Origin of the sequence: Myxococcus xanthus (assembly GCF_006402735.1) — a bacterium.
In the GTDB taxonomy this organism is placed as follows: Bacteria; Myxococcota; Myxococcia; order Myxococcales; family Myxococcaceae; genus Myxococcus; species Myxococcus xanthus_A.
In genome coordinates this window covers 6414985-6440819 of record NZ_CP017174.1, presented here as the reverse complement: position 1 = coordinate 6440819, position 25835 = coordinate 6414985, and the positions used below count along the sequence as shown (strand labels likewise).

At 69.6% G+C, this 25835-nt stretch carries 25 protein-coding genes; 8 read left to right on the top strand and 17 right to left on the bottom strand.

Annotated features, from left to right (window positions below):
* Window positions 1–208: 208 nt before the first annotated feature.
* Window positions 209–760, top strand: a complete 552-nt coding sequence (locus BHS09_RS26170; protein WP_140799426.1) for a sigma-70 family RNA polymerase sigma factor — start codon at window positions 209–211, stop codon at window positions 758–760.
* A gap of 48 nt (window positions 761–808) precedes the next feature.
* On the opposite strand, the gene BHS09_RS26165 is transcribed toward BHS09_RS26170, so the two are convergent.
* A complete protein-coding gene (locus BHS09_RS26165) occupies window positions 809–1663 on the bottom strand; it encodes an SDR family oxidoreductase (RefSeq protein WP_174260591.1) in 855 nt (284 codons plus the stop codon).
* Window positions 1664–1764: 101 nt separating this feature from the next.
* Between BHS09_RS26165 and BHS09_RS26160 the strand changes: the two genes are divergently transcribed.
* Window positions 1765–2181: a winged helix-turn-helix transcriptional regulator gene (locus tag BHS09_RS26160; RefSeq protein ID WP_140794236.1), complete on the top strand. Its 417-nt coding sequence runs from the start codon at window positions 1765–1767 to the stop codon at window positions 2179–2181.
* 57 nt (window positions 2182–2238) lie between these two features.
* Here the strand turns inward: BHS09_RS26160 and BHS09_RS26155 are convergent, their stop codons facing one another.
* Together BHS09_RS26155 and BHS09_RS26150 are read right to left on the bottom strand one after the other, a co-directional pair.
* Window positions 2239–4458, bottom strand: coding sequence for an Ig domain-containing protein (locus tag BHS09_RS26155; RefSeq protein WP_140794235.1), 2220 nt, complete (start codon window positions 4456–4458; stop codon window positions 2239–2241).
* A 131-nt stretch (window positions 4459–4589) separates the two neighbouring features.
* Window positions 4590–5900 (bottom strand): amidohydrolase, encoded by a 1311-nt coding sequence (locus BHS09_RS26150; protein WP_140799424.1) that lies wholly within the window; start codon window positions 5898–5900, stop codon window positions 4590–4592.
* A 140-nt stretch (window positions 5901–6040) separates the two neighbouring features.
* Here BHS09_RS26150 and BHS09_RS26145 point away from each other — a divergent pair, with 140 nt between their 5' ends.
* The gene (locus tag BHS09_RS26145; protein ID WP_140794233.1) at window positions 6041–7369 is read left to right on the top strand and encodes a DUF418 domain-containing protein; all 1329 of its coding nucleotides are present in this window, start codon (window positions 6041–6043) and stop codon (window positions 7367–7369) included.
* 97 nt (window positions 7370–7466) lie between these two features.
* Window positions 7467–8795, top strand: a complete 1329-nt coding sequence (locus tag BHS09_RS26140) for a DUF418 domain-containing protein (RefSeq protein WP_140794232.1) — start codon at window positions 7467–7469, stop codon at window positions 8793–8795.
* Window positions 8796–8875: 80 nt separating this feature from the next.
* Here the strand turns inward: BHS09_RS26140 and BHS09_RS26135 are convergent, their stop codons facing one another.
* From BHS09_RS26135 to clpB, 4 genes are all read right to left on the bottom strand, one after another.
* On the bottom strand, window positions 8876–10261 hold the full coding sequence (locus tag BHS09_RS26135; RefSeq protein WP_140794231.1) for a di-heme oxidoreductase family protein: 1386 nt from the start codon (window positions 10259–10261) through the stop codon (window positions 8876–8878).
* Window positions 10262–10726: 465 nt separating this feature from the next.
* A complete protein-coding gene (locus BHS09_RS26130; RefSeq protein WP_140794230.1) occupies window positions 10727–11743 on the bottom strand; it encodes an LLM class flavin-dependent oxidoreductase in 1017 nt (338 codons plus the stop codon).
* 10 nt (window positions 11744–11753) lie between these two features.
* Window positions 11754–12437, bottom strand: a complete 684-nt coding sequence (locus BHS09_RS26125) for a spermidine synthase family protein (RefSeq protein WP_140794229.1) — start codon at window positions 12435–12437, stop codon at window positions 11754–11756.
* 79 nt (window positions 12438–12516) lie between these two features.
* Window positions 12517–15141, bottom strand: a complete 2625-nt coding sequence (gene clpB / locus BHS09_RS26120) for an ATP-dependent chaperone ClpB (RefSeq protein ID WP_140794228.1) — start codon at window positions 15139–15141, stop codon at window positions 12517–12519.
* A gap of 127 nt (window positions 15142–15268) precedes the next feature.
* Between clpB and BHS09_RS26115 the strand changes: the two genes are divergently transcribed.
* The gene (locus BHS09_RS26115; RefSeq protein WP_237079831.1) at window positions 15269–15904 is read left to right on the top strand and encodes a hypothetical protein; all 636 of its coding nucleotides are present in this window, start codon (window positions 15269–15271) and stop codon (window positions 15902–15904) included.
* Between the two features lie 6 nt (window positions 15905–15910).
* Here the strand turns inward: BHS09_RS26115 and BHS09_RS26110 are convergent, their stop codons facing one another.
* From BHS09_RS26110 to BHS09_RS39045, 3 genes are read right to left on the bottom strand one after another with little or no spacing between them, the layout of a single operon-like run.
* Window positions 15911–16552: a hypothetical protein gene (locus BHS09_RS26110; RefSeq protein WP_140794227.1), complete on the bottom strand. Its 642-nt coding sequence runs from the start codon at window positions 16550–16552 to the stop codon at window positions 15911–15913.
* Window positions 16549–16863, bottom strand: coding sequence for a DUF1844 domain-containing protein (locus BHS09_RS26105; protein WP_140794226.1), 315 nt, complete (start codon window positions 16861–16863; stop codon window positions 16549–16551). Before BHS09_RS26105 ends, BHS09_RS26110 begins: the two co-directional genes overlap by 4 nt.
* Window positions 16860–17249: an RNA polymerase subunit sigma gene (locus BHS09_RS39045; protein WP_140799423.1), complete on the bottom strand. Its 390-nt coding sequence runs from the start codon at window positions 17247–17249 to the stop codon at window positions 16860–16862. The genes BHS09_RS26105 and BHS09_RS39045 overlap by 4 nt, the downstream gene beginning before the upstream one ends.
* 92 nt (window positions 17250–17341) lie before the next feature.
* Between BHS09_RS39045 and thiE the strand changes: the two genes are divergently transcribed.
* The 3 genes from thiE to thiD are packed head-to-tail and all read left to right on the top strand — an operon-like array spanning window position 17342 to window position 19520.
* Window positions 17342–17998: a thiamine phosphate synthase gene (gene thiE / locus BHS09_RS26095; RefSeq protein WP_140794224.1), complete on the top strand. Its 657-nt coding sequence runs from the start codon at window positions 17342–17344 to the stop codon at window positions 17996–17998.
* A gap of 20 nt (window positions 17999–18018) precedes the next feature.
* Window positions 18019–18783, top strand: coding sequence for a gamma-glutamyl-gamma-aminobutyrate hydrolase family protein (locus tag BHS09_RS26090; RefSeq protein WP_140799422.1), 765 nt, complete (start codon window positions 18019–18021; stop codon window positions 18781–18783).
* Window positions 18780–19520 carry a bifunctional hydroxymethylpyrimidine kinase/phosphomethylpyrimidine kinase gene (thiD, locus tag BHS09_RS26085; RefSeq protein WP_140799421.1) on the top strand — a complete coding sequence of 247 codons (741 nt, stop codon included), beginning with the start codon at window positions 18780–18782 and terminating at the stop codon, window positions 19518–19520. The genes BHS09_RS26090 and thiD overlap by 4 nt, the downstream gene beginning before the upstream one ends.
* Before the next feature lie 12 nt (window positions 19521–19532).
* Here thiD and dnaB read toward each other — a convergent pair whose 3' ends face one another.
* From dnaB to rpsF, 7 genes are all read right to left on the bottom strand, one after another.
* Window positions 19533–20900, bottom strand: coding sequence for a replicative DNA helicase (gene dnaB, locus BHS09_RS26080; RefSeq protein ID WP_140794221.1), 1368 nt, complete (start codon window positions 20898–20900; stop codon window positions 19533–19535).
* 71 nt (window positions 20901–20971) lie between these two features.
* Window positions 20972–21742 carry a LytR/AlgR family response regulator transcription factor gene (locus BHS09_RS26075; RefSeq protein ID WP_140799420.1) on the bottom strand — a complete coding sequence of 257 codons (771 nt, stop codon included), beginning with the start codon at window positions 21740–21742 and terminating at the stop codon, window positions 20972–20974.
* The gene (locus tag BHS09_RS26070; protein WP_140799419.1) at window positions 21739–22854 is read right to left on the bottom strand and encodes a sensor histidine kinase; all 1116 of its coding nucleotides are present in this window, start codon (window positions 22852–22854) and stop codon (window positions 21739–21741) included. Before BHS09_RS26070 ends, BHS09_RS26075 begins: the two co-directional genes overlap by 4 nt.
* An 8-nt stretch (window positions 22855–22862) precedes the next feature.
* Window positions 22863–24026 carry an acyltransferase family protein gene (locus BHS09_RS26065; RefSeq protein ID WP_140799418.1) on the bottom strand — a complete coding sequence of 388 codons (1164 nt, stop codon included), beginning with the start codon at window positions 24024–24026 and terminating at the stop codon, window positions 22863–22865.
* 173 nt (window positions 24027–24199) lie between these two features.
* A complete protein-coding gene (gene rplI / locus BHS09_RS26060; protein WP_140794217.1) occupies window positions 24200–24643 on the bottom strand; it encodes a 50S ribosomal protein L9 in 444 nt (147 codons plus the stop codon).
* A gap of 27 nt (window positions 24644–24670) precedes the next feature.
* Window positions 24671–25066, bottom strand: a complete 396-nt coding sequence (gene rpsR, locus BHS09_RS26055) for a 30S ribosomal protein S18 (protein ID WP_090491552.1) — start codon at window positions 25064–25066, stop codon at window positions 24671–24673.
* Between the two features lie 51 nt (window positions 25067–25117).
* On the bottom strand, window positions 25118–25594 hold the full coding sequence (rpsF, locus tag BHS09_RS26050; RefSeq protein ID WP_140794216.1) for a 30S ribosomal protein S6: 477 nt from the start codon (window positions 25592–25594) through the stop codon (window positions 25118–25120).
* Between the last annotated feature and the right edge of the window lie 241 nt (window positions 25595–25835).

The window sequence follows — 25835 nt, the reverse complement described above, 5'->3', positions numbered from 1 at the left end:
CTGCTTCCGCCGTGCCTGCGGGCACGCCTCGGCCTGACGTCAGGGGGTGAACGCCTCCCGCTGTGGGGCACTGTCGTTTCCCAACCCCTCCGGTCGGGGAAATCGTTGCACCGTGAGGGGTATCTGCCCCAGCTTTCCAAGCTTTCTCGTTGAGGGCGTAGTTTCTGTGGGGGCGGCGAACCCGTCTGGCCTGGAGGTGAATGTGGGCATGTCGGAGCTGACAGAGCTACTGGACCACGCGCGGAAGGGCGAGCAGGGCGCGCGGGATGCGTTGATGGCGGCGGCCTACCAGGAGCTGCGGGACATGGCGCAGCGGGCCATGTCCGATGCGGTGTCGACGCCGTCACTGCAACCCGCGGTGTTGGTGAAGGAGGCCTGGCTGCGTCTGTTCAGCGCGGGGGCTCCGGTGGAGGCGCGGCGTCACTTCTTCAGCGCCGCGGCGCAGGCCATGCGGCGGGTGATGGTGGACCGGACGCGGCTGCGCAGGGCGCAGGTCCGCGAGGCCCGGCTGGAGCGGGTGAGCCTGGGGGACGTGGAAGCGGATGTCCCGGCGGGTTTGAGCATGGAGGTGCTGGAGCTGGACCGAGCGCTCTCGGAGCTGGACACGTTCCAGCCGCGGCTCGCGCGCATGCTGGAGCTGCGCTACTTCGTGGGTCTGGACCTGCTGGACACCGCCGCCGTGCTGGGCGTGTCGCCCGTCACCGTGAAGCGCGACTGGGCCTACGTCCGGGAGTGGCTGCTGACGCGGCTGGGCAACTGACGGCCCGCGCGTTCACGCGGGCCGGGTTGGAATCTGGGGGCGTCGGGCTCAGCGCTTGACGGCCGCCGCCACCGCGTCCGCGAGCGGCGTCGTGGGCCGCCCGATGAGCCGACGCAAGTCGCCGGAGCTGTCGTTCATCTCACCGCGCGCCACGCCCGCATCGGAGTCCGCCAGCAACTCGGCGAAGGGGGCGGGGACGCCCACGCCGATGAGCGCGCCGGCATGGTCAGCCTGTGACAGGTCCTTGTAGACGACCGTCGTGCCCGCCTGGCGGGACACCTCGGCGGCCAGCTCGGCGGCGGTGAAGGCGGTGTCGCCGGCCAGCTCGTAGATTTTGTTCTCATGGCCCGTGCTGGTGAGCACGGCCACCGCGGCGGCGGCGTAGTCCGCCCGGGTGGCGGCGGCGGAGCGGCCCTGACCTGAGCTGCCGATGAGTGCGCCGTGTGCCAGCGCGGGTGCCAGGTTCTCCGTGTAGTTCTCCGTGTACCAGCCGTTGCGCAGGAAGACGAAGGGGATGCTGGACGCTCGAATCGCCTCCTCGGTCGCCTTGTGCTCGCCGGCGAGCACAAGGCCCGAGGTATCCGCGTGCAGGATGCTGGTGTATGCAAGCAGCCGGACGCCTGCCTTCTTCGCGGCGTCCACCACGGCCTGGTGTTGCACCGCGCGCTGGCCGACCTCGCTGGACGAAATCAGGAGCACCTTGTCCGCTCCGGCCAACGCGGGTCCGAGCGTCTCCGGCTTGCTGTAGTCCGCCTGACGGACCTGGACGCCCTTGGCCGCCAGGTCGGAGGCCTTGCTCGGGTCGCGCACGGCGACGGCGATGTCCTTGGCAGGGACCTTTTCGAGCAGGCCCGTGACGACCAGACGGCCCAGCTTACCCGTTGCCGCAGTCACAAGAATCATGGGGTTCACATCTCCTGTCGTGGAGGGTTTTCCAGACGCGAGAGGAACCTAACGATGTCACTAACTTCTAGTAAGTACCCACTTTTTGGTAAGCTACTAACATGAGCGCGAACAAGCGTCCGGGGCCGCTGGCGCGGAAGATGGCGAAGCTGGCGGTGGAGCGGGGCAACCTGTACGTGCCCTCATGTCCTTCCCGAGGCGTGCTGGACCACGTGACGAGCCGTTGGGGCGTCCTGGTCTTGATTGCGCTGCTGGAAGGCACGCGTCGCTTCAGCGAGCTGCGCCGGAGGGTGGCGGGCGTGAGCGAGAAGATGCTGTCGCAGACGCTCCAGGCCCTGGAGCAGGACGGCTTCGTGCTCCGTGAAGTCCACCCGGTGATTCCGCCGCACGTGGACTACAGCCTCACGCCGCTGGGGGAGGAAGTCGCCACGCGCGTGGAGGCGCTCGCGGATTGGATTGAGGACAGCATGCCCCGCATCGCCGCGGCGCGGGCCGTGTACACCCCGAAGAAGGGATAGGGGCTCCTTGGGCTGACGCCCTCTCCTGGATGGAGAGGACGTCAGGTCATCGCAGGGTCAGCGCTTGCGGCGGGCTCGGCCAATCAGCGCCAGCGCCGCCAGCCCCAGGGCCTGGACGCCCGCGCCGCCGCCGTTGCAACCACAGCCGCTGGGCGCGTCACCCTTGTCCTCCACCGGAGGAGGCGTGGGCGCTACCTGCAGCGACACGCTCCGCGCCGCCGTCTGGTTCGCCGAGTCCGTCACCCGCACCGTCAGCGGGAAGGTGCCGCTGGCGGTCGGAATCCCGCTCAGCACGTAGGCGCCGTCGCGCTGCTGAAGCGTCAGGCCGCCGGGCACGGTGCCGCCGCCCAGGCTCCACGTATACGGCGCCCGGCCTCCCTGGACGGTGAAGCGCGCCTCGTACGCGGTGCCCTGGGTCGCGGACGCAAGCGCGTCGCTGGAGATGCTCATCGTGCCGACCACGTCCACGCTGTACGTGCGCGCCGCCACACCGCCGCGCGCGTCGCGGACCCGGACGGTGACGGCGGTGCTGCCCGACTGCGCGGGCGTGCCGGTGAAGGTGCCCGTCGTGGGGGTGAACGTCAGGCCCGAGGGCAGCGTGCCCTCCAGTTCGAACGTCAGGGTGCCCGAGCCGCGCGTGCTCAGCACCACGTTGGCGGCCGTGCCCAGCCGGAACGGGGGCAGCGTCTCCGTGAGGAGCTCCGGCAGCGGCCAGGGCCGGCGCGTGGCCACCAGCAGGCGCCGCTGGCTCACCGCGACCACCGACGTCTCACCCGAGGCGAAGGCCGTGGACGCATAGTTGCCGCCCGCGCCCGTCGGGTGCGCCGTCCATTCCTTGCCATCCGCCGACACCTGCAACTCGAACGGGGGCAGCACTTCCACGAACTGCGGGTCGACGGCTGTCCAGCTGACGACGAAGCTCTGGTCCACGAACGTCATGAGCGGGGTGGGCGACGGAGCGTCAGCGGGAAGCTGGAGGCTCTCCACGCGCGTCCAGGTGCTGCCGAGGTCCTCGGAGAGGAAGAATCCGCTCGTCGGCTCCGCGGCCAGGGGCGGCGGAGGGGGAACCTGGTTGGGCCGGGCGAAGGCGAGGAAGCGGCCATTGCCAGCGGTGAGCTGGGCGATGGTGAGCCCGGACAGCGTGGCGGGCTGGAACACCTCCCAGGCGGCGCCAGCGCCCTGGGGCCGCACGAGAACGGGAAGCTGGGAGGGCGCGCCCGCCATCGGGTTGGCCACGGCGAGGAAGCTGCTCTGACCGGGCACCAGCGTCACGACATCATAGGCGCCGTTGATGCTCTCATCGGTCCAGCGCTGGCCGTCCGTGGAGCTGGCGATGAGGCCCGCGGTGCCCACCGCGACCATCCGGTTTCCGCTGAGCGCGAGCTCCAGGAAGCGCCGGCCCCCGGGCGCCGGGTCCTGGTAGGCGGGGGCCCAGGTATGCGCGTTGTCGGACGAGACGACGATGCGCCCGTTCGACACGCCGAACCACTTGCGCTGGGAGTAGACCAGCCGCTCCAGCGGGAGGGGCGACGTGGTCCCCTCCGACACGGGAACGAAGCCCGTCCACTGGCGCCCGTCCGAGGAGCGCAGCAGCTCCGTGTTGCCCGTGGCCGCCGCCAGGAACGTCCCGTTGCCATGCCATGCGCGCGTCACGGACGGCGTCACCAAGATGCCGGTGGCGACGCCCGCTTGCCAGTCGTCGAAGGTGGTGGCGGGGGCCACGTTGACGTGGAGCAGGCGCTCCAGGCGTCCCGAGAAGTCCGTGGGCTGGTAGGTCGGAGCCTGCCCCCCTCCGACCGGAGGCGTCATCTCGCGGAACCCGCTCTGGTACCGCACCCGGTAGGCCCCCTGGGCCGCCGCGGGCACGGGGAGCGTGAGCTGCGCGGTCGATTGGACCTCCTGGTTCGTCGTGGTCACGTTTTCCGACACCAGGCAGTGCCAGGTGGCGCCGTTGACCGGCCAGGCGGACTGGGCCTCGGCGGAGAGCTCCGGGGCGCCCGGCTGCGCGGCGGTGGCCGCTGAGCCGGCATGAGTGTAGCTGCCGCCCGGCGCTTGCCAGCCCCCGGGCAGGGCGATGCAGGCCACCAGCTGACCGGTGCGCGTGGAGGTCTGGCTGGGCCCGGAGGAGACCTGGAGGCTCAGCGAGACGGAGGTGCCACTGCGGACCGTGCCTTCGTGACTGACGATGGCCTCGGATTGGAAGCCGGAGGCGACCCACCACAGCGAAGCCCCCAGCAGGGCTCGCAGGGAATGATTGCGATTGAGCAAGGGGGACATCCTGTCGCGATGCGAGAGGAGCCCTGTCTACGGTTTCGCATTCCTCCGAGTCAAATCAGCGTGGGCGTCTCGCGAACCCCGTCGCCGAACAGGTGCCGGCCCGGGGCAAGGCGCTGAGCGCTTCCCGGCCATCACGGCTTGTCGAGCAGCTCCAGGGCGGCGGTGGTCAGCGTGGTGACGCCCGTGCGCAGCGTGCGCTCGCGGTCCGGCGCGAAGAGGGGCGAGTGCATCGAGGGCAACGCTGTCCCCGCGGCCTTCGCCTGGGCGTATTGCCGCGGCTCGGTGGAGCCGAGCCAGAGCATCACGGCGGGAACGCCCGCTCGCCCGTACTCGGAGAAGTCCTCGCCGCCCATGACGGGAGGCGCCTCCTGGAGGTTCTTCTCGCCCAGGACGCGGGACACCGCGCCCACCAGCCTCCGGGTGAGTGCGGGGTCGTTGAAGGTGGAGGGCGTGCCCTCGGTGATGGCGATGTCGGGTGGACGGGGCGCGCCGGAGGCCATGGCCTCCGCCTTGGCGATGCGCTCGATGCCGTCCAGCAGGGCCTTGCGGACCTCGGGCTTGTACGAGCGCACGGTGAGGTGGAGCTTCACGTCATCGGGGATGATGTTGTGCTTGGTGCCGCCATGAATGGCGCCGACCGTCACCACCGCGGGCTCCAGCGGGTTCTTCTCGCGGCTGACGAGCGTCTGGAGCGACAGCACGACGCGCGCCGCCATCACCACCGGGTCCACGGTGGTGTGGGGATACGCGCCATGTCCCCCCTTGCCATGCAGGGTGATTTCAACGCCGTCCACGCTCGCCATCGCATAGCCGGGGGTGAACTCCACCGTGCCCGCCGCGGCGGTGTTGACGTGGAGCGCCACCGCGAAGTCCGGCTTGGGGAAGCGCTTGAAGAGGCCGTCCTGGAGCATCTGCCGGGCGCCCGCGCCCACTTCTTCAGCTGGCTGGCCCACCAGCAGCAGTGTTCCTCGCCACCGGTCCTTCGAACGGGCCAGCAGCGTGGCCGTCCCCAACAACGACGTCATGTGCACGTCATGGCCACACGCGTGCATGACCGAGGTGCTCGCGCCCGCAGCGTCCTTCGCCTTCTGCTTGCTCGCATAGGGCAGGCCCGTCTTCTCCTCCACGGGCAGCGCGTCCATGTCCGCGCGCAGCATCACCGTGGGGCCCTGACCGTTGCGGAGCAGGGCCACGACGCCGTGTCCGCCCACCTTGGACGTCACCTCGAAGCCGAGCTTGCGCAGCCGGTCGGCCAGCTTCGCCGCCGTCCTGGCTTCCTGGTTGGACAGCTCCGGCGTCTGGTGCAGGTCGCGGTAGAGCGCGTCGAGCTCGGGGTAGAGCGCGTCGAGGCCGCCCAGGACGGGAGGCGTCTCCGCGGCGAGCGCGAGGCCGCCGGGCACGGCCAGTGAGATGAGCAGGGGCAGCAGGTGCGAAACTTTCACAGGGCGGACTCCTGTCCGACGGGGGAGCGGGGCGCCACTACAGCACACCCGCCGTGTCGGCAGGGGACAGGCCCGCATGTCCCGCCGTCCAAGATTGGGCGGAATTGACGGCCAGTCGGCGGAGCGTGTCTGCTTCGTGCATGTCCGAATCGAGTCCGCTCCCGGCGAGCACCGCTCCTGGCGCGAGTCCCGTGGATGCCTCCGAGCGAGTCATCTTGCTGGATGCACTCCGGGGCTTCGCGCTGTGGGGTGTCTTCGTCTCCAACAGCCTCATGTGGCTCAGCGGCCGGGCTTTCATGCCGCGCGAGGCGGCCGCGCCGCTGGAAGCGTCAGGGCTGGAGCAGGTGGTCAGCGGAATCTACCAGCTCTTCGTGACGCAGAAGTTCATCTCCATCTTCTCGTTTCTCTTCGGACTGGGCTTCTCCATCCAACTCGCCCGGGCGGAGGCGCGGGGTGTCTCCGCGGTGCCGCTCTACAGCCGGCGGTTGCTGGTGCTCTTGGGCATCGGCCTGGCGCATGCCCTTCTGTTGTGGACGGGGGACATCCTCCACACCTACGCGATGGTGGGCTTCCTGCTGATGGCCTTCCGTGCTCGCGCCAACCGCACGGTGCTGTTCTGGGCGCTGGGGCTTGTCACCGTGATGCCATTTCTGGTCCCCGCGGCCATTCGCTACGCCCCCATCCTGCTGAACGGCGCGGAGGCCGCGGCCGAGGCCGTGAAGGCCAGTCAGGCCAGGGATCGGGCCTTGAAAGCCGACACCCTGGCGGCGCTGTCGAGCGAGTCGTTCTGGACGGCGCAGGTGGGCAACGCGCGCTTCTTCCTGGAGAATCTGGGGGGCGGCTTCCGGCGCGTGCTCTGGATGAGCCTCATCCTCGGGCGCTTCCTTCTGGGCCTGCTGGCGGGCCGTCTGCTCCTGCTCCAGGACGTGGCGCGTCACCGCGCGTTGCTTCGCCGGATTCTGGCCTGGGGCCTGGGTGTGGGGCTGGCGCTCAATGGGAGCGGGCTCGTGCTGTATCGCCTGCGCAAGGCTGGCGTGTTGGAGTGGGAGCCGCAGGGGCCCTGGATGATGCTCCTCAATAGCCTCCAGGAGCCGGGCTACATCGCCATGGGCGCGGCCTACGTGGCGGCCTTCGCGCTGCTCTTCCAGCGCGAGCGGTGGCGCCGCTGGCTGGGCGTCCTGACTCCGGTAGGACGCATGGCGCTGACGAACTACCTGATGCAGTCCGCCGTGAGCATCTGGATTTATGACGGCTGGGGGCTGGGCTTCATCGGCAAGCTGCCGCCGTCGCGCATCGTCGTCATCTGCTGCATCGTCTTCGCGGCGCAGGTGGTGCTCAGCCACCTGTGGCTGTCTCGCTTCCGCTTCGGTCCCGCGGAGTGGCTGTGGCGCTCACTCACGTATGGCAAGGCCCAGCTCATGCGACGTCCAGCCGGGGACGGTGACGCGCCCGGTGTCGCGGCCTCCTGACGCGAGGCGCAGGGCGCGGGCTCAGAGCGACTTGAGGCAGGATAGCCGGTCATGCGCCGGATTGACGCCCAGGTGGCGGAGCGCGTCTGCTTCACCCATGTCCGAGCCTGGTTCTCCCGTGGAAGCGGCCCTCCCCGGGGCGCGCCCGGTGGAAGTCTCCGAGCGCGTCGTCTTGCTGGACGCCCTCCGTGGCTTCGCACTGTGGGGCGTCTTCATGTCCAACAGCCTCATGTGGCTCAGCGGCAGGGTCTTACTGCCTCCGGATGTGGCGAAGGCGCAGTCCGCACCCTGGCTGGAGCAGGTCGTCGGCGCCCTCTTCCAGCTCTTCGTGGCGCAGAAGTTCATCGCCATCTTCTCCTTTCTTTTCGGGCTGGGATTCTCCATCCAGTTCGCGCGAGCGGAGGCTCGTGGCACCTCCCTGGTGCCGCTCTACCGTCGCCGACTGTTGGTGCTCCTTGGCATCGGCATCGCGCATGCCCTCGTGTTGTGGACGGGGGACATCCTCATCAGCTACGCGCTGGTGGGCTTCGTGCTGATGGCCTTCCGGGCCAGCTCCAACCGCAAAGTGTTGTTCTGGGCGGTGGGCCTCATCACCGTGATGCCGTTCCTGGTTCCCGCGGCCATCCGCTATGTCCCCGTTCTGCTGCACGGCGCGGAGGCCGCGGAGGCGGCGGTGAAGGCCACCCAGGCCCGGAACCTGGCTCTGTTCGCGGACACACTGGCGGCGCTGTCGAGCGACTCCATCTGGACGACGCAGACGGGCAACGCGCGTTTCTTCCTCTCGTTCTTCGGGCGTGAGTACCGTCAGGTGCAATGGCTGAGCCTCATCCTGGGGCGCTTCCTGCTCGGCTTGCTCGCGGGGCGTCTGTTGCTGCTCCAGAACGTGGAGGCCCACCGCCCGCTGCTGCGCAGGATTCTGGGGTGGGGCCTGGCCGTGGGCCTGGTCCTCAATGGCACCGGCTTCGTATTGTATCGCTTGAACGCCGCGGGCGTGCTGGCGTGGGAGCCTCGGAGCCCCGCGATGCTGGTGCTCAACGGGCTCCAGGAGCCGGGCTACATCGCCATGGGCGCGGCCTATGTGGCGGCCTTCGCGCTGCTCTTCCAGCGCGAGCGCTGGCGTCGCTGGCTGGGCGTCCTGACGCACGTGGGCCGCATGGCGCTGACGAACTACTTGATGCAGTCCGCGGTGAGCATCTGGATTTATGACGGCTGGGGGCTGGGCTTCATCGGCAAGCTGCCGCCGTCGCGCATCGTCGTCATCACCTGCAGCGTCTTCGCGGCGCAGGTGGTGCTCAGCCGCCTGTGGTTGACGTACTTCCGCTTCGGCCCCGTGGAGTGGCTGTGGCGCTCGCTCACGTACGGAAAGGTCCAGCCCATGCGGCGGCTCGTGGGCGAGGGTGGTGGTGCCGGCGTCAGCGCATCTTGATGCGCCGGGCTCAGCCCATGCGGCGGCTCGCGGGTGGCGGCGCCACCACCCGCGTCAATGCCGCTTGATCCGCCGGGGCCTCAAAGCGAGCCGAGGAACGCGAGCAGCGCCTGTCGGTCCGTGGGAGGCAGGCGCGTGTAGCGCTCCTGGGCCGGCGCGGCCTCGCCGCCATGCCACAGCACGGCCTCCTCCAGGTTGCGCGCCCGCCCGTCATGCAGGAAGCGGGTGTGGCCATTCACCGCCTTCACCAAGCCGATGCCCCACAGCGGCGGCGTGCGCCACTCGGTGCCGCTGGCGAGTCCATCCGGGCGGTCATCCGCGAGCCCTTCGCCCATGTCGTGCAGCAGCAGGTCCGTGAAGGGGCGGATGAGCTGGCCGGACAGCTCGGGGAAGCCGGGCACGTCCTCCGTCGCGAAGGGCGTGGCCACGTGGCACCCCGTGCAGCCAATGGCGCTGAACACCGCTTTGCCGCGAAGGACATCGGCGGCTTCCCAGTCCCTGCGCTTGGGGACGGCGACCAGACGCGCGTAGATGAGCAGTGAGGCCAGCTCCTGGGGACTGACCTCGGGTGGGACGGCGTCGTGCGCTTCACGTCCCTGCTCGCGAGGGAACAGCTCCGTCGTCAGTCCCATGTCAGTGACGAGCGCGTGCGCCACCTGCTGATGCAGCGTGGGTTGGTTGGCCTTCCAGCCGAAGCGCCCCAAACGCGTCTGTCCCGTCGCGGCGTCCTTCACGCGGTTGGCCCGGCCGGAGATGCCATCCTGGTCGCGGTCCTCGACGTCCTCGTGGGCCAGCAGCGCGCTCTCGGGAATGGCTTCGAGCAGGCCGAGCCCGTGGTTGGCGGGCGCGACGCGAGGCGAGAAGCGCGTCCCTTCGCCGATGGGGCCCTTGGACAAGCCGGTGAACTGGTAGCGGGGTCGGTGCAGTGTGAAGGACTCTCCAGTGGCGAACCGGCCGGTGACTTTCTCGTACGTCACTTTGACGGAGCCCTCCGCGCCGGCGCCGTCCACGTGGCGCACGTCGAGCTGTGCGCCGTATACCGGATGGGGACCCCGGCCGTCCGGTCCGCTCAGTTGGAACGCGAGGGAGACCGGCGTCTCGCTGGGGGACGCAGGAGGCTGTCCGCGGCCATCCTTCACGTGGCACGTCATGCAGGAGGGCGCGTTGAACAGCGGCCCCACCTGGATGGGGCCGTCTACGTCCGTCCAGTCACGGCCGAAGACGCGCTTGCCCGCGTGGAAGTCCTCCCAGCGCGTCCGCGGCATGTTCATGGGCGAGCGGCCGAAGGCATTGCGTCCCGGGTCCGGCACGGAGCCTCGTCCACCCGAGAGTTCTTCACCCGGCTCGGCCGTGGTGGGCAGGGCGCCCAGCTCAAGCGGTGGAGGCTGCTGGTGCGTGCCCGCCCAGACTGCGGCGAGCGCGAGGGCTCCGACGGGAATGCCGAGAAGGTACAGCCGCCTGCGCATCGAGAGGTCTCCTGCGGAAAATCCTACTCGTTTCCCGTGGCGCGCTCCGAGGCGAAGCACGCCGTCCACGTCCGCACGGCGTGCACCTCGCGCGCCATGAGGAGCAGGGTCCGTCTGCCCCTGTGAGGAACGGCGTCCGAGCGCGCGAACCGAGGGGCCCTGTAGCGCATTCCGTTACAGGTCCCTGGCGTGTGTGTCGTTCATCGCTACAGGCACGATGTTCCACGCTCCACGTAGCGGGAGCGTGGTGCCGTTGCGGCGCGGAGACACCAAGGTCGTGGCGCCACTGCGCTGAGGCGGCATTCGCAAACGGCGCGATCGGGGCCGCCCGGAATCAGCGGCCATGAACCGCGTGGACCGCGCCTTGAGCCGCAACGCCGCAGATGGGGTCCACGCTGGTTGCGGTGCAGAATGCCGACGGCGTATCGCATGTCGGCCGTGGTGCAACGCGCCCGCGACGCCGCATCAGGCCGTCCGCGCCGCTTCGGCCTCGGAGAGCTTCTTGTGCGCCTGTGCAGTCAGTTCGAACGAGCGCAGCCGCGCGGCATGGTCGTAGACCATTCCCGTCACCATCAGCTCATCGACTCCCGTGAGTCGAATGAACGACGCCAGGCCCTGCTGAACGGTGTCGGGCGCGCCGATGATGGAGTACTTCAACGCATGGTCGGCGCTCGCGCGGTCCACGGGCGAAGCCACGGAGTCGATGTCATCGACCGGAGGCGGCAGCTGACCGGGCGTGCCGCGGCGCAGGCGGATGAACTGCTGCTGCACGGAAGTGAAGAGGCGCTGTGCCTCCGCATCCGTATCCGCCGCGAAGACATTCACACAGGCCATGGCATAGGGCCGCTCAAGCGACTCGGACGGCTTGAAGCGCTCCCGGTAGATGTCCAGGGCCTGAAGCAGGGCTTCCGGCGCGAAGTGGGAGGCGAAGGCGAACGGCATGCCCAGCATCGCCGCGAGCTGCGCGCTGAACAGGCTGGAGCCGAGCAGCCAGATGGGCACCTTCAAGCCCGCGCCCGGTACCGCCTGGATGAGCTGCCCCGGCTCGGTGGGCTCGAAGTACGACTTCAGCTCCACGACGTCCTGGGGAAAGGTGTCCGCGCTCGCCGCCAGGTCCCGCCGCAGGGCGCGCGCCGTCAGCGTGTCCGTGCCCGGCGCTCGGCCGAGCCCCAGGTCGATGCGCCCCGGGTAGAGCGTCTCCAGCGTGCCGAACTGCTCCGCGATGATCAGCGGCGCGTGATTCGGCAGCATGACGCCGCCCGAACCCACCCGGATGCTCTTCGTCCCCCCGGCCACGTAGCCGATGACCACGGACGTCGCCGCGCTGGCGATGCCCGTCATGTTGTGGTGCTCGGCCAGCCAGAAGCGCTTGAAGCCCCAGTCCTCCGCGTGCCGTGCCAGGTCCAGCGTGTTCCGGAGCGCGTCGGCCGCGGTGGAGCCCTGCGTGACGGGCGAGAGGTCAAGGACGGAGAAAGGAATCATGGGGCCCCTACTAACGCCGTCCCTGGGGCCTCCGCTTGCCCATGAACAGGGTGTGCCGCGTCCCCTTGGTGCCATGGGCCGCCGGGTGCAGCACCTGGACGGTGAAGCCCGCCTGTTCCATGCGGCGCTCGAAGGCGGGGGAGGGCCCGGCGCTCCACACGCCCAGCATGCCTCCTGGCCGCAGCGCCTGGACGGCGTGTGCCAGCCCCACGCGCCCATAGAGGCCGTGGTTGTCGGGGTGGGTGAGGGCGGTGGGCCCGTTGTCCACGTCGAGCAGGATGACGTCATAGGTCCCGGACTGCCGGGCCATGTGCTTGCCCACGTCGAACTCCACCACGGTGACGCGCGGGTCCTCCAGGGGCGCCCCGGCCAGCGGCGCGAGCAGCCCCCGGTTCCACGTCACCACCACGGGGAGCAGCTCCGCCACCGTGACACGCGCGTCGGGGCCCAGCCGGTCCAGCACCGCGCGGGCGGTGTAGCCAAAGCCCAGCCCCCCCACGAGCACCCGGACGCCGCTCCGGCCCGCCAGCCCTTCACAGCCGGCGTCCGCCAGCGCTTCCTCGGAGCCGTGCTGCCGGCTGGACATCAGCGTCTGTCCCCGCACGCGGAAGACATACTCGTCTCCGCGCCGGACCAGGGTGACTTCCCCCACGTCCGGGACTTCTGCGCGCTCCAGCGTCTCCCAGGGCTTCATGACCGGGGCTCTTCGCGCGGCATGCGGCCCGGCGTCAAGCCATGACGCCGGGCCGGGGCACATCCGTGGACGCCCGGGCTCAGGCCGAGCGCTTCACGTTCTTCGAGGTGTCCACCAGCACCTTGGCGAAGGTGAGTCCGTCCGGGCCCGCATCCGCCTGGATGTGGTCGCCCGGGACGAACTCGCCGCCCAGGACCTTGAGGGCCAGGGGGTCCAGCAGGTTCTTCTGAACCGCGCGCTTCAGGGGCCGCGCGCCGTACGTCGGGTCGTAGCCGCGCTCGGCGAGCAGCTCGCGCGCCTTCTCCGTCAGCTCCAGCGTCAGCCGCTTGTCGGCCAGCAGCTTGGACAGCCGCGCCAACTGCAGGTCCACGATGCGGTAGATGTCCTTCTTCCGCAGCGGCTCGAAGATGACGACCTCGTCCACGCGGTTGAGGAACTCCGGCCGGAAGTGCGCGCGCAGCGCGTCCATCACCTCGTTGCGAGTGCGCTCATCCAACTCCTCCTTGCCGGCCATGCCGGCCTGGATGTCCTGCGAACCGATGTTGGACGTCAGGATGAGCACCGTGTTCTTGAAGTCCACCGTGCGGCCCTGACTGTCCGTCAGCCGGCCCTCGTCGAGAATCTGGAGCAGCACGTTGAAGACGTCGTGGTGCGCCTTCTCGATTTCGTCGAAGAGGACCACCGTGTACGGCCGCCGGCGCACCGCCTCGGTGAGCTGGCCGCCTTCCTCGTAGCCGACGTACCCCGGAGGCGCGCCCACCAGCCGGGCCACGGAGTGCTTCTCCATGTACTCGGACATGTCGATGCGGACCATGGCCGAGTCGTCATCGAAGAGGAACTCCGCCAGCGCCTTGGCCGTCTCCGTCTTGCCCACGCCCGTGGGGCCCAGGAAGATGAACGAGCCGATGGGGCGGTTGGGGTCCTGCAGTCCGCTGCGCGCGCGGCGCACGGCGTTGGACACCGCCTCGATGGCGCTGCGCTGGCCAATCACCCGGTTCGCCAGTCGGTCCTCCATGTGGACCAGCTTCTGGACCTCGCCTTCCATCAGCCGCGAGACGGGGATGCCCGTCCACTTGGCCACCACCTGCGCGATGTCCTCCGCGTCGACTTCCTCCTTGAGGAACTTCTGGTTCTTCTGCAGCTCGGTCAGCTTCTCGTTCTGTGCCTTCAGCTCCTTGTCGAGCGAGGGGATGACGCCGAACTTCAGCTCCGCCGCGCGGTTCAGGTCGCCCTGACGCTCGGCCGCCGCCTGGTCGTTCTTCGCCTTCTCCTGCTTCTCCTTCAGGCCGCGGATGGCGCCAATGGCCGTCTTCTCCGCGTCCCAGTGCACCTTGAGCGCGTTGAACTTCTCGCTCAGGTTGGCCAGCTCCTTCTCAATCTGGCCCAGGCGCTCCTGCGAGTGCGGGTCCGTCTCCTTGCGCAGGCCCTCCCGCTCAATCTGGAGCTGCGTCATCTTCCGGCGCACGTCGTCCAGCTCGGTGGGCATGGAGTCGATTTCGATGCGCAGGCGGCTCGAGGCCTCGTCGACCAGGTCGATGGCCTTGTCCGGCAGGAACCGGTCCGCGATGTAGCGGTGGCTCAGCGTCGCGGCGGCCACCAGGGCGTTGTCCTGGATGCGCACGCCGTGGTGCACCTCGTAGCGCTCCTTCAGGCCGCGGAGGATGCTGATGGTGTCGTGCACGCTCGGCTCGCCCACCATGACGGGCTGGAAGCGCCGCTCCAGCGCGGCGTCCTTTTCGATGTGCTTGCGGTACTCGTCCAGCGTGGTGGCGCCGATGCAGTGCAGCTCACCGCGCGCCAGCGCCGGCTTGAGCATGTTGCCCGCGTCCATGGCCCCTTCGGCCTTGCCCGCGCCCACCAGCGTGTGGAGCTCGTCGATGAAGAGGATGACCTCGCCCGCGGCGTCGGCAATCTCCTTGAGGACGGCCTTGAGGCGCTCCTCGAACTCACCGCGGTACTTCGCGCCGGCCACCATGGCGCCCAAATCCAGGGACACCAGGCGCTTGTTCTTCAGGCCCTCCGGCACGTCGCCGTCAACGATGCGCCGCGCCAGTCCTTCCGCGATGGCCGTCTTGCCCACGCCGGGCTCGCCGATGAGCACCGGGTTGTTCTTGGTGCGCCGGCTCAGCACCTGGACGCACCGGCGGATCTCCTCGTCACGGCCGATGACGGGGTCGAGCTTGCCGGCGCGCGCCGCCTCCGTGAGGTCGCGGCCGTACTTCTCCAGCGCCTGGTAGGTCGCCTCGGCGTCCTGGCTCGTCACGCGCCCGGAGCCCCGGACGTCCTTGAGTCCGGACAGCACGCGCTCCCGCGTGACGCCCGAGGACTTCATCACCTCGCCCACCGCGCCCTTGTCGTGCGTGAGCGCGAGCAGCAGGTGCTCCGAGGAGATGAACTCGTCCTTGAGGGACTTGGCCTCGTCCTCGGCCTTGTCGAAAGTCTTGAGCAGCCGCTGGCCGAGCATCGCGCTCTCGCCCCCCTGCATGCGGGGCAGCTTCTGGAGCGCTTCGCCGAGCCGCGCGGCGAACAGCTTCACGTCTGCCCCGATCTTCCGGAGCAGGGGGTCGACGATGCCGTCCTTCTGGCCGAGCAACGCAGCGGCCAGGTGCTCGGGCTCGTACTGCGGATTGTCCGCCCGACGGGCCAGGGTCTGACCCTCGTGGATCGCCTCCTGCGCCTTCACTGTGTACTTGTCGAGTCGCATGCCTCCAACGTAAGAGTCGGCCACCCCTTGGCAAGCAGCGCACGTGGCGCGGCGTTTCCGTTCGCCTGAAATTGTTTGGACTCCTGGTAACCACCTGCTTTTCAAGGTGCCGGAGTTGCCAGCGGGTATGATGCCGGGTATAGGCGGCGCCCAATCCCCTGGGGGGCTGACACTGCAAGCGCACGGCGGATATCTCCTACGACTCGAAAGCTTCGGCGGCCTGGAGCTGCTCCGGCTGGCGCGTGAAGCGCTGGCGCTGGACGGTGCGATGGGCGCGACGGGGCTGAAGGTGTCCGTCAACCGGCGCCGCAAGGTGGTCCGTCTGGCGTACGTGGCTCCCTTCACGGAGGGACGGCAGGGCGCACACTGGTATGCGGCCCACCATGCGCTCCCCCGACTGCTCTCCCGGGCGACGAACGCCGCCGTCCAGGCCTACGTCTATGATCCAGACGAAGGCGAGCAGGTCATCGCGTACGGCAACGGCCGGCGCGTGGGCGGCGAGCGGGTCGTCTACGAGGACGTGGAGCTCCCGGTTCCGCTGGACCAGATGGACGACGCGGCCTTCAAGCACATGCAGGAGCGCTGGCCGGTGGGCCACCTGGCGTACGTGTTCGGCCTGACGCGCAAGGAGCTGCTGCGGCTGCCGCGCGTGGCTCCGGGCCACGAGCTGGAGTTGGAGGGCCGTGACGCAGAAGGGGCCGCCGTCCTGGAGGCCCTGCTGCCGACCTGCCAGGTGACGCTGCCGGAGTCCGACGCCCTCTGAGAAGGGCTACTCCTCCTGCGGCCCGTCCTGCACGGCCATGGCCTCGCGGACGCCCTGGCTGCGGAAGTACTGCCCCAGTAGCGCGAAGGTGCCCGCCACCACCACGGTGCCGAAGATGGCGCTCCCCGTGCCCATCGCGCTCAGGATTTCGCGAGAGGCCTCGACGGTGATGTCCGGTGGGAACTCGGGCATCTTGCTCATCGGCTCCGCCAGCGCCGCGAACAGGCGCTGCTTGGCCACGGACATCTGCGCGCCGTCGATGGTGCGCAGCCCGGCGGCGATGATGGCCGCGCGGCTCAGGACCCGGCGCATGGCGTCGCGCGGCAGGTTCTCCGGACTCAGCATTCGCGCCGCGGACACGCTGACAAAGGCGCAGGCCACGGCCAGCAGGCCCAACAGCACCGCGCGCGGCTCCCGCATGGGCTCCAGCGCCGCGTAGTAGACCTCGAAAATCTTCGGGTCGAGTGCCGGGGCGCCGGGAATCCGAGGCAGCTCCTGCTCCATCCGGAGCGAGCGCGCTTCGTAGAAGTTCGCCATCTCGACGGCTTCCATCAGCGCTGCCCAGCCCGTGAGGATGGAGAGCACGAGGCCCACGATGGCGGCGAAGCGGATGCCGCCGGGCAGGCCCTTCCTACCGGAGTGCTTCACCGCTTGGTCGCCTCCACGTAGCGCAGGCGGAGGTCCGCGAGCAGCCCGTCGAAGAGCTTCTCTTCCTCGGCCGTGAGGTTGCCCCGCGTCTTCGCGCGCAGCATGGACAAGAGGTCCAGGTTCTGCCGGGCCAGCGGCAGGTCCTTCGCCGTCTGACCCGTTTCAGGATTGGGCGCACCTCCCAGGTGGATGAGCACCGCGGTGCCCAGCCCCACGATGAAGGTGCTGAAGGAAATCGACTCCTCGGACGCGGAGCGCGCTTCCCCCCGCATCACGAAGGTCTCGCCGCGCTTCTCGTCCCCGGAGCTCATGCGGAGACCGGCCCCTCGTCGTCGGGGGTCTCGTTCGAAGCGGTGGCGGCATCGTCGTCGCCCTCGTCCTCGTCCTCGTCGTCCTCGTCGTCCTCACCGGCCTCGGCGGCGTCGCCATCCGTCGACTCGGCGGCGGAGGAGGTCTCGGCCTCGTCGTCGGACGTATCGTCGTCGTCGTCCTCGTCCTCGTCGTCGAAGTCATCCTCTTCGTCGTCGAAGTCGTCGGCGTCGTCGAGCATGAGCGTCTCAACGGGGACGGACTTCTCCGCCACGTCGGGCAGGCCCTGGAGGTGGCGCTCGTACTCCACCTCGTCGAGCTGGCCTGAGCGCACGTACCGCTCCACGGTGCGCTTATCGAGGTACTTCGGGTCCGCCGAATCCGCCATGGTTCAAATCCTCAGAATTGCTTGGAAAACAGCGCGGCACCTTATAGCAGGGTGGCCATCTGTCAACGCCGCCGTCCCGCCTTCCAGAGCCGATGAACGCACCGTCCCGTCCGTACCTTCCCCGCGGTCCCTACCTGTTGTGCGACGACTCCGTCCTGCCGGAGATTTCACTGGTGGACAAGGCGGCTCGCCTGGTGGCCGGAGGGGCCCGGGTGGTGCAACTGCGCATGAAGCGCACCCCGGTCCGTGATGCGCTGGCCGCCACGCGGCAGGTGGTGGCGCTGTGCCGCCGGGAAGGCGCGCTGTGCCTGGTGAATGATCGGGTGGACGTGGCGCTGCTGGCGGACGCGGACGGCGTCCACGTGGGTGACGAGGACGTGCCCGCCGAGGATGCGCGCGCGCTGCTGGGGCCTGGCCGTCTGGTAGGCGTCACGGTGCGAGACGTGGTGGGCGCGCGGGCGGCACAAGCGGCGGGGGCGGACTATGTGGGCCTGGGGCCCATCTTCCCCACGTCGACGAAGCAGGTGCCCGCGCCGGTGCTGGGCCTGGAGGCCTTCGCGGCCGTGGTGCGCGACAGCCCGCTGCCCGTGGTGGGCATTGGTGGGGTGGGGCTGGCGAATATCGCGAGCGTGGCGGCGGCCGGGGCGCACTGCGCGGCGGTGGTCTCCGACGCGCTGCTTGCCGCGGATATCACCGAGCGTGTGAGACAGCTGGCGGACGCGTTTGAACAGGGGCGCTTCGGGGCATAGCCTCGAAGCCAGGAGCCTCCATGAACACCCATTCGCGTCACCACGGGCCGGCGCCGCGCCGCCCCAACATTGGCATCACCCCGGACTGGAGTCCGGCTGGAGAACAGCCCTTTGCTCGCTACGAGCTGAAGGTGCCGTACGCGGACGCCGTCCTGCGCGCGGGTGGGCTGCCCTTCGTGTTGCCGTACTCGGACGAGCCAGCCTGCGTGGAGTCCTACCTGGACCGCATCTCCGGGGTGCTCGTCACGGGCGGCGCGTTCGACATCCCTCCGTCGGCCTACGGCGAGGACGCGCGCGAGGGGCTGGGGGCGCTGAAGGAAGGGCGCACCGCTTTCGAGGCGGCGCTCATGCGCGGCGCGCTCAAACGCAACATGCCGGTGCTGGGCATCTGTGGCGGCATGCAGCTGCTCAACGTCATCCTGGGCGGCACGCTGTACCAGGACATCGGCCGTGAGGTGGAGGGCGCGCGCGAGCACGAGCAGAAGCACGACCGCACCCACCCGCAGCACCCGGTGGACGTGAAGAGCGGCACGTTGCTGGCGGAGGCGGTGGGGCATGGCCAGCTGATGGTCAACTCCACCCACCACCAGTCGGTGCGCGGCGTTGGCAATGACGTGACGATTACCGCGGTGGCGCCGGATGGCGTGGTGGAGGCCATCGAGTCCTCCGTGCACACCTTCGCCGTGGGCGTGCAGTGGCACCCCGAATACATGTCCACGACCATTCCGGTGCACGTGGGGCTCTACAAGGCGTTCGTGCAGAAGGCGCGCGAGCACCGCCGGTGAGCGCCCGCGTCCTCCTGCTGGCCGGGCTGGAGCCCACGGGACGGGCGGGGTTGTTGGCGGACGTCGCCGCGGTGCGTGCGCTGCGGGGCCAGCCGGTGGCGGTGCCCACCGCGCAGACGGCGCAGGGTGTCCGCACCTTCACCTGGACGGCCTCGCCGCCGCGCGTGCTGTCCGCCCAGGTGGCCGCCGCGCGCGAACTGGGGCCGGTGCATGCGGTGAAGTGCGGCATGGTGCCCGCTCGCGCGCAGCTCGAGGCCGCGCAGCGGGCCCTGGAGGACACGGGCGCGTGGTGGGTGGTGGACCCGGTGGTGCGCACCTCCCGGGGCGAGCCGCTGACGCGCCTGTCCGCACGGGCCTACCTGGCCCTGGCCGCGCCGCGCGTGGTGCTCACGCCGAACCTGGATGAAGCGGGCTGGCTGCTGGGACGACCCGTCGCGCGCACGGTGGAAGAGGCTGTCGAGGCCGCGGAGGCACTGGCACGGCACGGCTTTGGCGCGGTGCTGGTGAAGGGCGGGCACTTGCCGGACACGCAGGGGCTGGCGGACGTACTGGCCACACCGGGCCGCGTGCGAGTGCTGGAGGGCAAGAGGCTGGCGCGTGCCCCCGGACGCCGGGGCACCGGGTGCCGGCTGGCCTCCGCGCTGGCCACGGAGCTGGGGCGGGGCCGTACGCTGGAGACGGCGGTGCGCTCGGCCCGCGCGCTGGTGGTGCGCTACCTGCGGACCGGCGCGGAGTAGGGTGAGGCCGCGCTAATCGGTCCTCGACCGGCTCTCGAAGCGGGTGAACTCGGCCAGGAACACCAGGTCGATGGAGCCGATGGGGCCGTTGCGCTGCTTGGCGACGATGAGCTCCACGGGGATGACGGTGCTCGACTGCTGCGCCGGCTGCCCGTCGGGGCCCTCGTCAGTCGTCTCACGGTGGATGAACATCACCACGTCGGCGTCCTGTTCGATGGAGCCGGACTCACGCAGGTCCGACAGCAGGGGTTTGCCGTCCTTGCGGTCCTCCACCTTTCGACTGAGCTGACTGAGCGCGATGATGGGCACCTCCAGCTCCTTGGCGAGCTGCTTCAGTGCGCGGGAGATTTCGGCGACCTCCAACTGGCGGCTCTCCACCTTGCCCTTCTGATGCATGAGCTGGAGGTAGTCGATGACGATGAGCGACAGGCGCGGGTCGCGCTGCTTCACGCGGCGGGCCTTGGCGCGCAGGTCGAACGGGGACAGGCCGCCCGAGTCGTCGATGTAGATGGGCGCGTTGTAGAGCGCGCCCGCCATCTCCTGGAACTTCTCCTCGTCGTGCGGCGTCAGCCGGCCGCCGCGCAGCTTCTTCATGTCCACGCGCGCGGTGGAGGCCAGCAGACGCATCAGCAACTGGTCGGCGGGCATTTCGAGGCTGAAGATGCCGACGGCCTTGTTCTCCTTCAGCGCCGCGTGCACCGCGATGTTCATCGCGAAGGACGTCTTGCCGATGCCGGGACGCGCCGCGAGGATGATGAGCTCGCCGGCGTGCAGGCCGGTGAGCTGGTTGTCCAGGTCGATGTAGCCGGTGGACAGGCCCGTGATGCCCGTGGCCGCCGCCTTCATCTTGTCCAGCAGGTCGAGCGTGTGCTCCATCAGCTCGCTGACCGGGCGCAGGTCGCCCTCGCGCTTCTTCTCCGCGAGGAGGAACACCTTGCGCTCGGCCTCGTCGAGCAGCACCTCCAGCTCGCCCGTCTCCTGGCTGGCGAGGTCCTGGATCTCCCTGCCCGCCTGGGCCAGGCGGCGGCGGATGGCCTGGTCCTTGACGATTTGCGCGTACTGGACCGCGTTGGACGCGATGGGCACCACCTGGTCCAGACGCATCAGGTAGGCCGGGCCGCCCACCGACACCAGGTGGCCCAACACCTTCAGCTCCTCGGCCAGCGTCAGGTGGTCCACCTGTCTCGACTGGCCGTCGAGCTTCAGCATCGCCTCGAAAATCTGGGCGTGTGCGGGGCTGGAGAAATCCTCTGGGTGGACGACCTCGCCTACCGCGGCGATGAGCGTGTTATCCGCCAGCACAGCGCCCAGCACGGCGCGCTCCGCGGCGAGGTCCTCGTGGACCTTCCGACCCTCTCTGAACTCGTGGACGTTCTCCATGGCAGCCCGCCCACTCTACAGGCAGGGCTGACACAACCAAATTTGCTACCACAGACCTGTAGCAGTGACGCCTACCCCTCCAGTCCCCACTTCTGGAGGAACGCTTCACGCCAGGTGCGGCTGAGCACGACGGAGCTCCCGTCCTTGAGGACGAGGATTCCATCCCCGTGGCTCCACGGCTCCAGGCGGGCCACCGCGTCCAGGTTGACGATGTCGCCCCGGTGCACCCGGACGAAGCGTGAGGGGTCCAGCCGCTCCTCCAGGGCCCGGAGTGTCTGTCGCACCAGGTGTTCTCCTTGGCCCGTGTAGAGCCGCACGTACTTGTCCTCGGCCGACAGGCGCCAGACGTCCTTCAGCGGCAGGGGTACCCAGGCCTCCCCCGCCTTCACCACCAGCCGCTCCAGCGGACGGCCCGCGGGGGCCCGCCCCAACTCCGCCAGCAGGGCCTGGAGCCGCGCGGTGTCCGGCATCCCGCTGCGCAGCACCGCGTGGGCCTTGTCGAGCGCCCGGCCGAAGCGCTCCGCGTCGTAGGGCTTCAGCAGGTAATCCACGGCCTGCGCCTCGAAGGCCGCCAGCGCGAAGGCGTCGTACGCGGTGGAGAAGATGACGGCCGGGCAATGCTCCGGGCCCAGGGCCTCCAGCACCTCGAAGCCGGTGAGGCCGGGCATCTGCACGTCGAGCACCAGCAGGTCCGGACGCAGGGCGCTCACCTGGCGCAACGTCTGGGTCCCATCCGCCGCCTCGCCCGCGAGCGCGAAGCGCGTGTCCTCCGCCAGCAGGCGCTTCATCTTCGCCCGCGCGGGGGCTTCGTCGTCGGCCACCAGCACCTGGAAGCGCGTCATGCCGCGGCCTCCCGGGGCAGCCACAGCGACACGCGCGCGCCGCCTTCGGGGCCGTGGCTTCGTTCCAGCCGCGCACGGCCCGCGTGCAGCAGCGCCAGGATGCGCTCCAGGTGGGCCAGCCCCACGCCGGGGCCAGACGCGGGCGAGGGCGTGCCGAAGCCGCGCCCCGTGTCCTCCACTTCCAGCCGCCACCCGGCGCCGTCCTCCCGGGCCCGGATGCGCACCTCCAGGGGCTCGGTCCTGTCCTGGTTGTGCTTCACCGCGTTCTCCACCAGCGCTTGCAGCGCGAAGCAGGGCACCTGGGCGCCGTCCAGGCCTGGAGCCACCTCCCAGCGCACCGTCACCCGTTCGCCGAAGCGCGCGGCCAGCAGGGCCACGAAGCGCGCGGCCTGGGTGCGCTCCTCGGCCAGCGTCCACGTGGCCTCGCGCCGCTCCAGGCTGGCGCGCAGCAGCCCGCCCAGGTCGCTGAGCAGCCGGTCCGTGCGCGCGAGGTCCTCGTACATCACCGAGCTGACGGTGTTCAGGGCGTTGAAGAGGAAGTGCGGGTGGAGCTGCCCGGTGAGGGCTTGGAGCTGGGCCGCGCGCAGCTCACCTTCCAGCGCCGCCTCTCGCAGCGCCCTCGCCTGACGCTCCTTCCAGGCCTGGAAGAAGCTCCACAGCGTGGCGGAGACGGTGTACGAGATGAGGTCCTTCTGCGCCTCCATGGGGATGCGGAAGGCGAGCTCGCCATAGTCGTAGGTGCCCCAGCCGAGCAGCGCGTACAGCAGCTGCCGCGTCCCCACCATCAGCGCGGTGTGCAGGCCGGTGAAGAGCACGAAGGCCACGGCATGGATGCCCAGGAATCGCCCCCATCCCACGCGAGGGCTCGGAGCGTTGAGCACCGCCGTGTAGAGGATGGGCATGACGGCCCAGATGCCGAGCGATCCGGTGACTTCCCAGAGGAAGGGCCGGGCAGCCGGTAGGGTGCCGCCGTCCGCGCGGATGGTGAGCCACAGCGTGAGCCCCAGCCACAGGCCGAAGAACAGGCAGAAGCCGAACAGCGCCAGCGTCGGCCGCGCGCGGATGCGGGGCCACTTCCAGTCGGAGCGGGCCTGGGGCGGGGCGGGCGTCATGGGCGTCGTCAGGCAGTATGCAGCGGGGCGGCGGGGATGGGCGCGGCCTGTTTCGAGCGGGCCGGCATCCCGAAGCACGCCCGCAGCCAGGGCACCCGGGCCACCCCTTCACACAGGCCCCAGGTGAGACCGAACGTCAGCGTGAGCACCGCCATGAAGAGGCCCCAGGGGCCCACGGGCCAGTCGACGATGGCGAAGCCGACGACGACGATGACAGTCTGGTGGAGGATGTAGAACGGGTAGGCCCGCTCGCGCGCGTACCGGAGCCAGGGGCGGCGGACGTGGATGCAGGCCCGCGCCCACGCCAGGGCCGTGAGGATGAAGAGCCACTGCAGCGCCGTGCGGCCCAGCGTCTCCAGCGGGAAGGCGTACTCGTTCGGCGGCACCATGACGGCGAAGAGCAGGCCGCAGGCGCCCAGCAGCGCCTTGCGCCGGGCCACCAGGTGCTCCATGGCGCGAGGACACCGGCCCAGCAGGTGTCCGCCGAGGAAGAAGAGGCCGAAGTGGATGAAGGCTCGCGGGTCGTCGAGCAGCGCGTGTGTCTGGGGGAAGCGGCGCAGCAGCACCTCGTTGAGCGCGAGCGGCAGGAACAGCCACGCCATGTTCCAGCCCTGGCTCAGCCACGCCTCAGCGCGCTGGAGCCAGGCCTGGCCCCTCGCCGTGCGCAGCGCCGCGAAGAGGGGCAGCGCGAGCATGCAGTAGACGAAGAGGTACATGACGAACCACAGGTGGTGCCAGCTGAAGCTGCCGGCGGGGTAGGGCACGAAGCCGAACACGGACGGGTAGAAGTCCGCGTAGCTGCCCTGGAACGTCCCTCGCTGGAGCCGCTCCACGTAGATTTGCGGCGGCACCACGACGAACATGCCGAACAGCACCGGACCCAGGAGCCGCTTCGTGCGGTCCCCAGCGAAGGTGCCCAGCGAGCGCCGCCGCAGCGCGAACGCCGTGCCCAGGCCGGAGATGCACATCAGCAGCGGCATGCGGAGGTGGTGCAGCACCTCCATGGGCGGCTCCAGCCACGGCAGGGCCCGGACGCTCTTCACGTGCCAGTCCCAGGTGTTGAACATCATCCCGGTGTGGAACAGGTGCAGCAGGAGGATGGCCACCACGCGGAGCCAGTCCAGGTCCGGGCGGTGTTCATCGGTGGGGTGCGCGGTGACGGTGGTGCTCATGGGCGAGCCTCCTTCCGCTCCGGGATACGCACCGCGCCCGGGGCGCTCCACGCGCTTGTCGCCAGCCGGTTTCACAAGGGCGCGAACCGGACGGGCGGGGTGGGGCGCAAAGGAAAAGGCCGCCCGGGTTGCCCCGGACGGCCCTTTCTCACTTCAGTGAAGCCCGCGGAGGATTACTCCGGCAGGACCTCGAGCTTGATCTTCGCGATGACGTCGCGGTGCAGGCGCAGCTCCACCTCGTAGTTGCCCAGGGCCTTGATGGGCTCGGGCAGGTGGATGTGGCGGCGGTCGATGCTCTGACCCTCGGCGGCAACCGCCTCCGCGATGTCCAGCGCCGTGACGGAGCCGAACAGCTTGTCCTGATCGCCCACGCGGCGCTTGATGCTGACCTTGATGGCGCCGATCTTCTTCGCCTGCTCCTCGGCCGCGCCCTTCAGCTTGGCGTTCCGAGCGGCGATGACCGACTTCTCGTGCTCCAGCTGGCGCAGGTTCTGCTCGCTGGCGAGAACCGCCTTCTTGCGGGGCAGGAGGAAGTTACGGCCGAAGCCGTCCTTCACGGTGACGAGTTCCCCGGACTTGCCCAGGTTCTCGATGTCCTCACGCAGAATGACCTTCATGTTCAGTCTCCTGTGCGGACCGGCGGACTAGCCGACCACCGCGTTGTAGGGGAGGAGCGCGATGCCACGGGCGCGCTTGATGGCCACCGCCACCTCGCGCTGGTGCTTGGCGCAGTTGCCGGAGATGCGGCGGGGGATGATCTTGCCGCGCTCGGTCACGAAGTACTTCAGCGTCGCCTGGTCCTTGAAGTCCACCGACGCGTTCTTCTCCGCGCAGAAGCGGCAGACCTTCTTGCGGCCGAAGCCGCGGCCACCACCGCGCTTGTCGTCGTCGCCGCCCAGCCCGCCGCCGCGGTCGCCGCGATCACCACCGCGGTCACCCCGGTCACCCCGGTCACCACCGCGCGAACCACCACCGCCGAAGCCACCACCGCTGCGGGCGGCGGGGGCAGAGGCCGTCTTGCTATCCGTTCCGTTGCTCATGAGCGTTCTCGTATCCTGGAATGGTCTCTAGCGAATTGACCCAGAAGGCCCTCAGGCCTCCTCGGACGACTCCTCCTCGGAGTCGCCGCCCTGCTCCTCGGCACCCTCGGAGCGGAAGCCACCCTCGCGCTCCGCGGGAGCGCCCGGACGGGTCTCCTCCACGTCGCCGGCCAGCTTCACGTCCTCGAGCACCGGACGCGTCTCGGGGTCCACCTCGTCCGCGAGCTTCACGGAGATGTAGCGGGTGACCTCGTCCAGGTTGCGGAGGTTGCGCTCGATTTCCGCCACCAGCTTCGCGCCGCCCAGGAAGTGGGTGTGCACGTAGATGGCGCGGGGCTGCTTCGCCACGGGGAACAGGGTCTTCTTCTTGCCCCACACCGTGAAGCGGATGACCTTGCCACCCTCACGGGAAACGATGCCGCGGACGCGCTCCTTGAGCTTGTCCACGTTGTCGTCCGTCAGGTCCGGCTTGACCAGGAAGATGGTCTCGTACTCACGAAGCCGCGTCGCGGCCTGCGTCTCAGCCATTGTTTTCTCTCCCCTTGGGGTCGAGTGCCCTCCGGTGAATCCAGAGAGCGGGGAAACGGCCAGCAGACCTGAGAGGCCCACCGCCGGGGACGGGAAACCGCGCGCCCGTCACCTTCGCGCTACGTCCCGTGTACCAACACGGGAAGCTGAAAAAGAACATCCCACCGGGTTATCCCCGATGAGGGAACGGGCCTTCTATGGGGCCCCCCCCGCCAAGTCAAGCGGCCGGGCGCCCTGTCCG